15 protein-coding genes are annotated in these 12,308 nt (G+C 47.1%); 8 read left to right on the top strand and 7 right to left on the bottom strand.

Going from position 1 to position 12,308, the window contains the following annotated elements; translation table 11 throughout:
• Nucleotides 1–173: 173 nt before the first annotated feature.
• A complete protein-coding gene (locus tag BLS03_RS09220; RefSeq protein ID WP_093272657.1) occupies nt 174–932 on the bottom strand; it encodes a GntR family transcriptional regulator in 759 nt (252 codons plus the stop codon).
• A 543-nt stretch (nt 933–1,475) separates the two neighbouring features.
• Here BLS03_RS09220 and parM point away from each other — a divergent pair.
• Both parM and BLS03_RS09205 read left to right on the top strand, forming a co-directional pair.
• On the top strand, nt 1,476–2,546 hold the full coding sequence (parM, locus tag BLS03_RS09210) for a plasmid segregation protein ParM domain-containing protein (RefSeq protein ID WP_176765563.1): 1,071 nt from the start codon (nt 1,476–1,478) through the stop codon (nt 2,544–2,546).
• Nucleotides 2,539–3,189, top strand: coding sequence for a hypothetical protein (locus tag BLS03_RS09205; RefSeq protein WP_093272652.1), 651 nt, complete (start codon nt 2,539–2,541; stop codon nt 3,187–3,189). The genes parM and BLS03_RS09205 overlap by 8 nt, the downstream gene beginning before the upstream one ends.
• A 194-nt stretch (nt 3,190–3,383) precedes the next feature.
• Here the strand turns inward: BLS03_RS09205 and flhB are convergent, their stop codons facing one another.
• The 6 genes from flhB to BLS03_RS09175 are packed head-to-tail and all read right to left on the bottom strand — an operon-like array spanning nt 3,384 to nt 7,432.
• Nucleotides 3,384–4,502 carry a flagellar biosynthesis protein FlhB gene (flhB, locus tag BLS03_RS09200; RefSeq protein WP_093272649.1) on the bottom strand — a complete coding sequence of 373 codons (1,119 nt, stop codon included), beginning with the start codon at nt 4,500–4,502 and terminating at the stop codon, nt 3,384–3,386.
• Nucleotides 4,499–5,272, bottom strand: a complete 774-nt coding sequence (gene fliR, locus BLS03_RS09195) for a flagellar biosynthetic protein FliR (protein ID WP_093272647.1) — start codon at nt 5,270–5,272, stop codon at nt 4,499–4,501. The genes flhB and fliR overlap by 4 nt, the downstream gene beginning before the upstream one ends.
• Nucleotides 5,273–5,289: 17 nt before the next feature.
• Nucleotides 5,290–5,559 carry a flagellar biosynthesis protein FliQ gene (gene fliQ, locus BLS03_RS09190; RefSeq protein ID WP_093272644.1) on the bottom strand — a complete coding sequence of 90 codons (270 nt, stop codon included), beginning with the start codon at nt 5,557–5,559 and terminating at the stop codon, nt 5,290–5,292.
• A 1-nt stretch (nt 5,560) separates the two neighbouring features.
• Nucleotides 5,561–6,313 carry a flagellar type III secretion system pore protein FliP gene (fliP, locus tag BLS03_RS09185; RefSeq protein WP_093272642.1) on the bottom strand — a complete coding sequence of 251 codons (753 nt, stop codon included), beginning with the start codon at nt 6,311–6,313 and terminating at the stop codon, nt 5,561–5,563.
• An 8-nt stretch (nt 6,314–6,321) separates the two neighbouring features.
• A complete protein-coding gene (locus tag BLS03_RS09180) occupies nt 6,322–6,687 on the bottom strand; it encodes a FliM/FliN family flagellar motor switch protein (RefSeq protein ID WP_093272639.1) in 366 nt (121 codons plus the stop codon).
• Nucleotides 6,680–7,432 carry a FliM/FliN family flagellar motor switch protein gene (locus BLS03_RS09175; RefSeq protein ID WP_093272637.1) on the bottom strand — a complete coding sequence of 251 codons (753 nt, stop codon included), beginning with the start codon at nt 7,430–7,432 and terminating at the stop codon, nt 6,680–6,682. The genes BLS03_RS09180 and BLS03_RS09175 overlap by 8 nt, the downstream gene beginning before the upstream one ends.
• Nucleotides 7,433–7,737: 305 nt before the next feature.
• Between BLS03_RS09175 and BLS03_RS09170 the strand changes: the two genes are divergently transcribed.
• From BLS03_RS09170 to flgG, 6 genes are all read left to right on the top strand, one after another.
• Nucleotides 7,738–8,085: a flagellar basal body protein gene (locus BLS03_RS09170; protein WP_176765562.1), complete on the top strand. Its 348-nt coding sequence runs from the start codon at nt 7,738–7,740 to the stop codon at nt 8,083–8,085.
• A gap of 65 nt (nt 8,086–8,150) precedes the next feature.
• Nucleotides 8,151–8,576, top strand: a complete 426-nt coding sequence (flgC, locus tag BLS03_RS09165) for a flagellar basal body rod protein FlgC (protein WP_093272634.1) — start codon at nt 8,151–8,153, stop codon at nt 8,574–8,576.
• The gene (flgD, locus tag BLS03_RS09160) at nt 8,577–9,266 is read left to right on the top strand and encodes a flagellar hook assembly protein FlgD (protein WP_093272632.1); all 690 of its coding nucleotides are present in this window, start codon (nt 8,577–8,579) and stop codon (nt 9,264–9,266) included.
• A 12-nt stretch (nt 9,267–9,278) separates the two neighbouring features.
• Nucleotides 9,279–10,640: a flagellar hook-basal body complex protein gene (locus BLS03_RS09155; protein ID WP_093272628.1), complete on the top strand. Its 1,362-nt coding sequence runs from the start codon at nt 9,279–9,281 to the stop codon at nt 10,638–10,640.
• Nucleotides 10,641–10,642: 2 nt separating this feature from the next.
• Nucleotides 10,643–11,377, top strand: coding sequence for a flagellar basal body rod protein FlgF (locus tag BLS03_RS09150; protein ID WP_093272625.1), 735 nt, complete (start codon nt 10,643–10,645; stop codon nt 11,375–11,377).
• A 49-nt stretch (nt 11,378–11,426) separates the two neighbouring features.
• Nucleotides 11,427–12,212 (top strand): flagellar basal-body rod protein FlgG, encoded by a 786-nt coding sequence (gene flgG, locus BLS03_RS09145; RefSeq protein WP_093272623.1) that lies wholly within the window; start codon nt 11,427–11,429, stop codon nt 12,210–12,212.
• Nucleotides 12,213–12,308 lie beyond the last annotated feature (96 nt).

Here is a 12,308-nt window from a genome sequence, read left to right as displayed (position 1 = left end):
AAAAAGCGCCGCTAAGGCGCTTTTTTATTGCGAGTGATTGGTTTTACGAGTGACTGGTTTATTGCAACTATCTGGTTTATTGCAAGTAATTGGCGATTTCAGTGCGTGTGAACGCGCCCAATTATGAACCCATATGCCGCATAAAAGGGGGAGCCGCGTGATGCGGCCGAAAATTAGTTTTGGTCGGCAAATGGGCTGTCGGCGAACAGAAAACGGTCGTAGTCGTCACTGGATGCGTCAAACAACATCTGCTTGGTGTTTTCGATATGTGTCCACGCGGCGAGTTTAGCTGCTTTACTGTCACCTTTGACCAGCGCTTGAACAATCAAATCGTGTTCGCTGCACCAACTGCGAATTTGGTTGTCTTCGATGTGTTCGTGAAGTTTTTTCCAATATGGGTTCAGCTCGCGATTTTTACAAAGCATTTCAGCAACATGGACAATGGCTGAGTTTTGCGTGCAGCGCGCCAGTTGAATGTGAAATTCGCGGTCCCAGTGAGAATCGCGTGAATAATCGTCTTCTTTGGCGTTTTCCTGAATTTTCATCAGTTCAACCAAATCTTTTTTGGTTGCTTGAATGGCGGCAAATTCGGCAATGCTGCTTTCAAATAGCTGGCGGGCTTGCAGCAGCTCAAATGGGCCGCAAGTTTTGATGAACTCGTCATAAGCATCAAAGACTTCGATGCTTTTATCACTGCTGCCTGAATTACCGGTTTGGCTGATCACGCGAATACCAGAGCCTTTACGAACTTCAACAAAGCCTTCAACTTCCAACATGATCATGGCTTCACGAATGACGGTGCGGCTGACATCCATCTGCTCGGCGATCACGCGTTCGGCGGGCAGCATGTCATCGACAGAGTAGGTGCCAGCAATGATTTGCTGCTTATATTGGGCGGCTATCTTTTGATAGAGTTTTTCGTTCGCTTCCATTATTCAATATCGTTCATAATGTGTTATACCAATCTTGAGTATATCACCATTGTTTCGAAAAAAATAACCACAGATCATGGTTCAAAAAAGAATTCTTTGAGTTTATAAAAATGCGCTCGATGCTTGATTTTATTGAGTTTGAAGTCGGTTTTTTCTGAATATTGAGCCTGTCTTATCAGCATTAAAATCAGTATGCCAGCTTTATGACCAAAATATGTTTTTTCGTCATACGGCGTTATGCTCGTGACCGCCAAGTAAGCTGAGCCTTAAAGGTGTGAAGTGCAAAGCAAATCGACGGGTAAATCCAACCGTTAAGTGTGTAGGAATCGAATCACATCTCGAGTGAGAATCGTCTTGTTTGTTTGATGTATGCGCCTAGTTCTTTGGAATGATTTATAAAAAATAACTCTTTTATTTTCAATTAATTAAAATATCCCTTTGGTTTGTAGTCCTTAAATTTATGCTCTTTTTGGCCGTTGCGAGCAGCTTTGCGGTGGCTTAGGATTGCGGCCAATTTGAAACAATGAGTAAGGTCGTAAATACATGGAAATGGCGAAGATGAAATTCGCGGTGGATGATGGGTCTACCAACGTCAAAGTCAGCTGGCTCGAAGCGGGCGAAATCAAAACGCTCGTATCGCCCAACTCATTTAGAAAAGACTGGAAAAGCGCGGCGCTACGCAAAGACAAAAAAGTCTCTAACTACGCCATCGATGGCATGAAATACACCTATGACGCCACCTCAGATAAAGCGCTTGAAACCACCCATGTCGATTACCAATACGATGATTTAAACCTGTTGGCGGTGCATCATGCATTGCTGCAAACGGGCAAAACGCCAGGTCCAGTGACTTTGGTTGTGACTCTGCCGATCACCGAATATTACCAATTTGAAGATTGCCAGAAGAACGAAGCCAATATTGAGCGCAAACGTCGTAATCTGATGCGCGATATCGTGCTTAACAAAGGCGAAACTTTCCGTGTTGTCGATGTTGAAGTTATGCCAGAAAGTTTGCCAGCAGTGCTGTCGACCTTAATGGATTCGAATTGCAATGAGTTTACTCGCTCGCTGGTGATTGACCTTGGCGGCACGACGTTAGATATGGGGGTTATTGTTGGCGAGTTTGACGATGTATCGGCAATCTACGGCAATAACGAAATTGGTGTGTCGATGGTGACCAACACAGTGCGCAAAGCGCTGGCGTTTGCGGACAGCGATTCGAGTTATTTAGTCGCCAATGAATTGATTCGCCGCCGTGGCGATAGCCAGTTTGCTGGTGAAGTGATTAACGATGAGTCGCAAATCGCGATGATTTATGAGCGTATGGACGCCAAAATCGCTGAACTGGGCAAACAAGTGGTGACTGAAGCGAAGAAGTTTGCCAAGAATCCCAATCGCATTTATTTGGTCGGTGGCGGCGCGTCATTGATTTACGATGCCGTCAAAGAGGCATACGCCACTTTGGGTGAGCGAGTGATTTTGGTTGAGAATGCGCAGCTAGCACTGGCGCAGGAGATGTGTCTGTATCATGCCGACGACGCGCACAGCGAAGCGGATATCAGCGCTGAATTAGCGACTCAAGACGCAATAGTGGAACACGAGGCTAATGAGTAGTCGCTTTAAGAAAGTGTCGCTGGCGCTGTATCTTGACCCCACTCAATCGGCGGCGGATCATCACGCCTATCAAACCATGCTGGGTTGGTCGAATCGACGTAAAGCGTTGGCGGTTGACTCAGCGGCGGCGATGGAATTGCATCAGCTCGTGCATATTCATAAAGACATTTACTTAAGTGGCCTGTACCTGCACGATTTAAAGCCGGAGCTGGCGAAAAGTATCGCAGCGGCTTTGGCGCAAGACTCCGTCAGCAGCGCGACCTTGCTCGACATTCTTAAAGCCCATCAGATCCAAGTTCAGCCATCTGACGATAGCGATCTCGCTGAGAAGCTTGAAGATGCTGTTACACGAGCGCTTAAGCAAGGTTTAACTCACCAACCTGAGTCGGCGCAAAGTGATGCGCCAGCAGCTGCGCAGTTTGAAGCGATAGCGCAGCAACTTGCGACTCTGGTTAAACAGCAACAGCAGATTGCAGAGCTGAAACAGTTGGTGGAGCAGCAAAATAGACTTATCGCCGAGCTAAGCCGTAAGCTCGATGATGCGCCAAGCACAGCACCTCTCGTTTCGCGAGAAAATAAGCCAGCAACCGTTGAGCAGCGCCTTGAAAGCGTTAAACGTGCCAAGAGCAAAGGGTTGTTTTAAATACAGCGAGACGGCTTAGTGATGCGTTAAACTTGTTTCTTGCTATGGATTTGCGAAAAGTCATAAAGCCAGCGTCGTGCTGGCTTTTTGCTATTTGGGATATCTGGTTGCTAACTCAGCGCTTACTGGCGGGCAGTATGTGCAAGACGAAGCGTTTGAATTTTACGGCAATTAAACCCTGCACTTTTGCCTACCTAGTAGCGCAGCTCTTTAGGAATGGTAAAGCTTGGTAGGGAAGTTGGGCGAATTTGTTGTCCGCTCTTCCAAGCTTGAAGTTGTTGGACATATTTGAGAATGTGCGCGACCGCGACAAACAGTTGATTCGGCACCATTTGGTTGACTTGCGTAGTGTGATAAATCGAGCGGGTTAAATCCGGAACTTCGAGTACTTCAATTTGATGTTTATCCGCCAGTGAGCGAATGTAAAACGCCACTTCGTTTTTGCCCTTAGCGACCACAAATGGCGCGTCAGCTTTGGCGATATCGTATTTTAATGCCACTGCGTAGTGGGTTGGGTTCATCAATACCACATCGGCACTTGGCACGGTTGCAGAGGCAGACCGCCGCGCGTTTTGCATCTGAATTTGACGAATGCGCGATTTGATTTCCGGACGACCTTCCTGATCTTTGTGCTCTTGTTTTACTTCATCTTTGGTCATCATCATCTGTTTACCAAAGGTCATCTTCTGATAAGGAATATCGAGAATACCAAACACAACCGCGACGCTTATCAACATCACCAGCATGTTAAATAAGAAGCCAAGAGAGACGTCAGCCACGGTATCAAAAGAGGCACGTACCAGCCCGCCAAGTGTGCCCATATTGCTGCATAAAAACCAATAGAGAATGGCGAAGATGATCGCGATTTTAAGCAGGTTTTTAATAAACTCGACCACGGTTTGTTTGGAGTAAATGCGCTTAAGCCCTGCCAGTGGGTTGATCTTAGAAAACTTGGGTGCAATCAAACTGAGATTAAAGTTTAACCCGCCCAAAACGCTGCTGGAAATGGTCGCCGCTAACACTTGAAACAGCATTAATGGGGCGAACGTTTTTACCAGAATAAACAGCGCATGGCCAATCAGATTCAGAGTATGTTTTTGGTCGCTTAGGCTTTTTGCATCAAAGTGATAGGCCACTTCAAACAGGTTGACGATGGCGGTTTTTAGCTCGCCACCGTAAACGTAGAAATAACAGGTGCAGACAATCAGCACGATAGTCGTGGAAAACTCTTTGGCGCGCGCAATCTGGCCCTGCTTTTTGGCCTTATCAAGTTTCTGGCTACTGGCCTGTTCGGTTTTATCTCCGCTACTCATGCCAACCTCAATAACTGGTTTAGATGATCGCTAAGCTCGGTCATCAAATCAAAAAAGATATCGCCGACGCCAAATGTGGAAATCAGCAATGCTACCAAACCAAGCATCATGGTCATTGGGAAACCCAGCGCAAATACGTTAAGCGCAGGGGCGACACGGTTCATAAAACCAAATGTCAGGTTACTGAGCAGCATGGTGATGATTGCGGGTATCGCAACCACTAAAGCAGAAGAGAACATCCAGCCCGCCATAGTGATCAAATATTGAATGCTTTCAAACGGGTAGGGGGTGCTCATCGGCCAAAAACGAAAGCTGTCGGCAAAAATGTCCAACACCACTAAATGGGCGTCGAGTGATAAAAACACCAACATCGAGGTGATGGAAAATAGCCGGCCAATGATGGCGATGCTGACACCGTTACTTGGGTCGTTCATCACGGCCATCGATAGGCCCATCTGAATCGAAATGGCTTGTCCAGCGAGGGTGAAAATGGTCATAAACAGTACGACAGCTAAACCTAGAATCAGCCCAAAGCTCAGTTGATAAAAGGAAAACAATACCGCTTCAACTGAGAACGGATTGAATGAGGGGACATCGCCGACCATGCCACTGCACAAAATAGCGAACCACCAAGCCAGCAACAACCTGACCATCACCGGAATTTTGTTGTCACCGAAAAATGGCGCCAGCATAAAAAATCCGGCAAAGCGCATGAATGGCCACCAAACGATGCCCATCCACTCGGTCAGTTGTGTAAAGCTGATATCCATGTTATGAGCCTTGAAGGTTACTGCGACAAGGTCGGCACGGTATAAAAAATGTATTCAAAAAATTCAGAGACTTGAGTCAGTAGCCAGTGGCCTGCAAAAATCAGCGTGCACATGGTAATGATCAGGCGCGGGAAAAAGCTCAGCGTCTGCTCATTGACCTGGGTAACCGCTTGGAAAATCGCCACCACCAGACCGACAACTAGGCTTGGCACAATCAGGACGGACACCATAGATAAAATTACCCACAGCGCTTTACCAACCAGCGTAACCGACATTTCTGGGCTCATGTTAGCCTCCTATCCAGAAACTTTGCGATAGGCTACCCATCAGCATGCCCCAGCCATCGACCACCACAAATAGCAGTAGCTTAAACGGCAGAGATACAATCAGCGGCGAGAGCATCATCATACCCATCGACATCAATACTGAGGCGACAACCAGGTCAATGACCAAAAATGGCAAAAACACCATAAAGCCGATTTGAAACGCAATTTTCAGCTCACTCAGCACATAGGCAGGCAGCAAAATCAAAAATGGAATGTCTTCGTCTTTTTCAGCCATTGGCTCTTTGGCGATTTTGGTGACTTGCTCTAGGGTTTGTACTTGAGTCTGGTCGAGCATGTATTGGCGCAGCGGTACGCTTGCGGTTTCCAGCGCTTCAACCAGCGTGAGTTTTTCCTCGCTGTACGGCTTGTACGCGTTGTCGTAAATATCGGTCCAAATTGGGCGCATGATAAGCAGGCTAAACACCAGTGCAATGCCAACCAAAACTTGGTTGGGCGGTGATTGCTGTAAACCAAGCGCTTGGCGCAGTACGCCAAGTACGATGATAATCCGAGTAAAACAGGTGCACATGATGAGGAATGCTGGAATAAAGCTCAGCATGGTCATCAGGATTAGGATCTGCAGTTTGACCGAATATTCGCTCTCACCACTTGGGTCCGTAACCGTAAACACGCTTAAGTCTTGCGCCGCAACGCACACGCTCGGTAGCAGTATCAGCAGGATGGCACTGAGCCAGCCCAATCGCGCTTTAGTCATGGTTGTGGTTACTCATGATGGTCATTATCGACCAGCGACAGAACTTGCACGCCGTATTTGCCGTTTTGGGCGATGATATTGCCAGTGCCAAATAGAACGCCATTGATTTTGATGTCTACAGGTTCGCCTTCTTGCTTGTCGAGCATAATCACGCTCGATGGTTCAATCGCCATCAATTCCTTAAGGGCAAGGCTGCGTCTTGATACTTCAACCGTCACTTCAACAGGAATATCACGGATCATGCCGACGCTTGGTTTACCTTGAGGCTGACTTTGCGGTGTGCTTTGCGCCGCAACAGGCGTAATCGGGTCATCATCAAACGCCAAGTCGTCATCCAATAGGTCTAGGTCGTCTAGTTGGTCTAAATCACTCATATTTCACTCCAAGTTGGTTATCCTCAGCGACGATAAGTTGGCCCTTAAACACACTTTTTGGCCCGACTTTTACATCGATAAGGTCATGTTTTTTCAGCTCAATAACATCGCCAATACGCACGTTATCCAAAGCACTGATCGCCAATTCACCACTCATTAATACCGCATTAAGATCAAAGGGGACGGCGTCAAGACACTGCATGACTTGCGGCGCGGAAAATGTTGAGTGTGGTTGAAATATTTCGGCGTAATGATGGCAAACGTTTTCGCTGATAATAATAAACAGTTGATATTCGTTATTAGGAAAAGAAAAACAAAGTTCTAATACTATTTTATTAGTTGAAAGCTCGTTGCTTTTCTTAATGGTAATTTTTTTATCATCGATAAATAGTTCGATTAATTTATTTCCTAGCTTGTTCAGAAAATTCCTATGCGACTCGGTAATATTTCTTTCATTATTTGAATTATTTGTAGGAATATTGAGGTGTTCGCAGAATACATTATCGAGACAGATATTGTTCATCGCAAATGAAATGTCACCTATCTCGTCAATGTTGAGTGTGGAAATAAACACACCATCCACTAAGCTCTCACACTCATTTACGAGGATTTTTGCTTGTGTTTTATTGAGATGACTTTCAATTATCTCTTTGATTTTTATGTTTTTTGATTGAATGGAATCGATAATTTCATTAGCGACTTTAACGCGCGGGTTACCAATGTCGGTGATGGCGATTGAACGCATTATTATCTCCACAGAATAAAATTAAATATCGGCTTGGGTAAGAAGTTGGAGGATTATACATAGGCTTGTGTTTGGTTCAAATATAACAATGGATATATTTGGATTTAATTTCATTTTTAAATATTTGAAGAAATGGAAGTCAAGTGTTTCGGTTTATTCCTACATGGATAAATAGTTAGGTTATTTATAATGGCTTCACTTGGAAAGAGTCATGTTTTCTTTTTTCATAAAAACCTAAATAGAAATAATTCTTTTCCTCTTTAACAGAATAGGAAAGTTGAACCGGACAATGAATTCATAACCCTATGATTAATTTAGATGATGCCTTGGGCGTTCACCCGATGATGTTGCAATACCGCACTGAGCGTACTGCCGTGCTGGCTTCCAACATCGCCAATGTGGATACCCCAAACTACAAGGCTAAGGACCTGACGTTTAACGCTGTGATGTCCAGCGTTTCCAGCGACCGCTCGCTTACGTTGGAGACGGATTCTCTGTATCGAATTCCGGTTCAACGCACGCGTGATGGCAACACGGTTGAACTGCATTCTGAGCAAGCCCGTTTTGCCCAAAACAGCATGGAGTATCAGCAAAGCCTGCAGTTTTTGAAAGCCAAAGTCTCTGGGCTTAAGCGAGCGATTGAAGGTCAATAGCCGTTCAAGGTCAATAACAGCTAAAGATCGATAACAACAATTAAAGGTCAATAAGAAAGGTAGTTATGTCATTTTCAGGCATTTTTGAAACATCGGGCTCGGCGATGACCGCGCAAACCATTCGGCTCAATACGATTTCAAGTAACTTAGCCAACGCGGATTCGGTGGCAAGTAACCCAAACGATGTCTATAAGCCGCTTAAACCCGTGTTCTCATCGGTATTTAACTCACTGTCTACTGATGCGGCTCAGCAAGGTTTGGTGCCCGTCAAGATCGCCGATGTGGTGGAGATTGATGGTATGACGCAAAGCCGCTATGAACCGGGGAACCCGCTAGCGAATGAGCAAGGATACGTATACCACACCGGCATTAATGTGGTGAATGAAATGGCGGACATGATGTCATCGACACGCAGTTTTGAAGCCAACGTGGAAGTGATGACTAACGTGAAATCGATGCAGCAGTCGCTGATGAGAATTTGGGAGATCTAGATGAGCAGCGTTTCTACTGTATCCGGCGCTGATAGCAGCGTTTCTGTGGTGTCGGCATCAACCACTGATACCGCAACCACTAACGCCAACAGTGCCGACTCTTTGTATAACGAATTCATCACCTTGATGGTGGCGCAGGTGCAAAACCAAGACCCGCTCAATCCATCGGATGGCACGGAATATGTGTCGCAGCTTGCTCAGTTTGCCCAAGTACAAAGTACCGAGAATATGGTCACCTTGCTTAATAACAACGCGATCATGATGGATAACTTGCAAGTGTTGACCACCGCCGATTTGGTTGGTCAACAAGTGGCGGTGCGCACCGATGCTATCACCGCTGATGGTGAATCGGTGTACAGCGGTTCAATAGAGCTGACCGCATCTTCAAACACGGTGACCCTAGAGCTGGTGGATGAAGCTGGCAATGTCACGAGTATTCCGCTAGGCAGCCAACCAGCGGGCAATGTGGACTTTTCACTCGACTCAGCCGCGCTGGGTCTTAATGGCACTTACACCCTTAATGTGGTGCTTGATGAAGGTCAGGACTATGACCCAAGCATCACTGTCAACGGTTATGTGCAGACGGTCTCGATTCCTTCAACCGGTGGCGCCAGTGTGGTGACCATTGATGGAGTGGGCGAAGTACCGTTTTATGAAATTGCGTCTTTTGGCCAAAAAGCCAGTAGCTAAGGAATAATAACAATGAGTTTTAATATTGCGCTAAGCGGTTTGAACGCATCAAACCAAGAATTGAATACCATTTCCAATAACATTGCCAACACCGGCACCACAGGCTTTAAAGAGTCGCGCACGGAATTTGGTTCTGTGTATAACGGCAATCAGGCGGGTGGTGTGCAAGTGGTCGGCATCAGCCAAAACTTTGATTCAACCGGGTCGATTTCAGGTACCGGACGCTCGTTGGACTTAGCCTTAACTGGCGGCGGTTTCTTTGTGGTTGAAGAGTCGAACGGCCAGCGCAGCTACACGCGCTCAGGCGCGTTTTCTCTTGATTCTAACGGTTATTTGGTCGCGAACTCTGGCGGTACAATTCAAGGTTACACCGTTGATAACAACAATAACCTGCTAGAAGGTTCGCTCGGTGCGCTGCAAGTGGATACCGCATCGCTCCCTGCGCAAGCGACCACAAATATTGAATTTGCATCGAACCTTGATGCGCGCGCTGATGTGATTGACACCCAATATACGGTAAGTGGCAGTGGTGACTGGGTACAAAATGCCGATGGTGAGTACGTGCAAGTTTCAGGCAGCTACTTAGCGGATGGTACGTCCGATACAACAGGCACTTACGCGATGGACAGCGAGGGTAACCTTTATGATTTAGCCTCAGTGACTCGCTATGAACAAAGCCCAGTGACGTTTGATCCTGCCAACGTGAATACCTATACCAACTCCTACACCACGCCTGTGTATGACTCGCTGGGTAATGAGCACACTCTAAGCCAATACTTTGTTAAAACCGGCGCGAACAGCTGGGAAATCCACTCGATTGTCGACGGTAATGCCGACAACATCACCACAACGCCAGTGACGTTTGATGAAAACGGCAACCTGACATCTGCCAGCAGTTATACCGTGAATGCCAATGCGGCTGGTGCCAGCGATTTGAGCATCGCGGTGAATCTTTCTGGTCTGAGTCAATACGGCAGCAATTTCGTGGTATCGAAAAACAGCTCAAACGGCTACACCTCAGGTGAGTTTGCTGACATTCGCGTTGAACAAAACGGCATGGTTTACGCCACTTACAGCAATGGTCAGTCGTTACTGCAAGGTCAACTGGTGCTGGCGAATTTCAATGCACCACAAGAGTTGATGCAAAGCAGCAATACCTCTTGGACTCAAACTTACGGTTCAGGCCAGCCAACCTATGGCGTGCCGGGCTCAGGTCAGTTTGGTGAGTTGGCTTCAGGTGCGCTGGAAGGCTCTAACGTTGACCTGACCTCTGAACTGGTGAACTTGATGACCGCGCAGCGTAACTACCAAGCCAATACCAAAACCATCTCGACTTCTGATCAACTCACTCAGGCGCTGTTTAACGCGATTTAAGTATGAATCCAATTTTATTTACCGCAGCGAAAGGCGCCGAGCGCGTGATGTTGGCGCAAGAAGTACGCGCCAACAACTTAGCCCAAGCCAATACCGTTGGTTTTAAAGCATTGATGGAACATTCAAGCCCAATGGCGGTTGAAGGCTCAGGTTTTCAATCGTCGGTGACCACGCGCACCAACTCGGCATCAAATAACTTTGCCAGCGGCGCAGAAATTCGCACCGACCGAGCTCTGGATGTGCAGATAAGCGGTAATGGCTTTTTTGCGGTGCAAGGTAATCAAGGTGAGGCCGAGGAGCTTTACACGCGGGCCGGTAACTTTCGCCTCGACGCCGATGGCAATTTAATGCTGGGCGAACGCCAAGTGATGGGTGAAGGCGGCGTCATCAATGTGCCGGAATTTGAAAGCATCAATATCGCGAAGGATGGTGTGCTCAGCATTACACCTCCGGGCGGCGGCGCTGAAATGCAAATCGAAACGCTCAAATTGGTCAACCCAGGGAATCAGCAGATGACGCTTGATAGCACGGGTTTGTTTGTCTCAAAACAAGGCGATGTGTTGGCTTTTGACCCGAATGTTGAAGTGCGATCTGGCTATTTGGAGTCGAGCAACGTTTCTAGCCTCGAAGAGCTGATTAGCGTGATGTCGCTGACCCGCCAATACGAGATGCAGGTCAAGGTGATGGCATCGGCCAGCGAAATTGACCAGATGAGTAACCGCTTACTGAAAAGCTAACTAAATAATAACCAAAACAATAACTCATAACGAAAAACAAAGGTTCCCTATGCATAACGCATTAATGATTTCTAAAACCGGCATGGCGGCGCAAGATGCCAAAATGACGGCCATTTCCAACAACTTGGCGAACGTAAATACTGTCGGCTTTAAACGTGACCGCGTGGTGTTCGAAGACTTGTTTTACTCGATTGAAAAGCAAGCTGGCACTGGCACGGACGATCTTAATACCCACCCAACTGGCGTGCAGCTTGGTAACGGTGTGCGCGTGGCGGGTACCGAGAAAGTGTTTACTCAAGGCAATATTGATAACACCACTCAGCAGCTTGATTTTGCCATTGTTGGTGACGGTTTTTTCCAAATCGAGGGCCCGGATGGCGAGGCGATGTACACTCGCAACGGCCAGTTTCAAGTCAATTCGGAAGGGGTGATTGTCAACAGCCAAGGTTATGCGCTGCAACCGGAAATTACCGTTCCTGATGATGCGACGTTGATAAGCGTCACCCAAGATGGTCAAGTGTCGGCGACCATCGCCGGTCAAACAGACCCGGAAGATCTTGGCGAAATTACGCTTGTGAAATTCATGAACTCGGCAGGTCTTGTTGCGAAAGGTGGCAACCTGTTTGTGGAAACCGAAGCGTCAGGCGAGGCGATGGAGCTGGCTGCTGGCTCTGAAGGTGTTGGCGTTATCAAACAAGGCGCGCTTGAAAGCTCCAATGTGCAAGTGGTGGAAGAGATGGTGGATATGATCTCAACCCAACGCGCCTATGAGATGAGCGCCAAGATGGTAAGCGCCGCCGATGAAATGTTGCAATACATCGCCAATCATACCTAAGCGTGGATGACTGATATGGGGGCAATGTTTCTTTCTAAATGCGCGCGCAGATGGCGCGCGTCGAATCCAGTTGGCAAATACGCAGTAACGCTATTG

This window comes from Vibrio xiamenensis (assembly GCF_900100015.1).
Classification (GTDB): domain Bacteria; phylum Pseudomonadota; class Gammaproteobacteria; order Enterobacterales; family Vibrionaceae; genus Vibrio; species Vibrio xiamenensis.
This window is presented reverse-complemented; position numbering and strand designations above follow the sequence as displayed.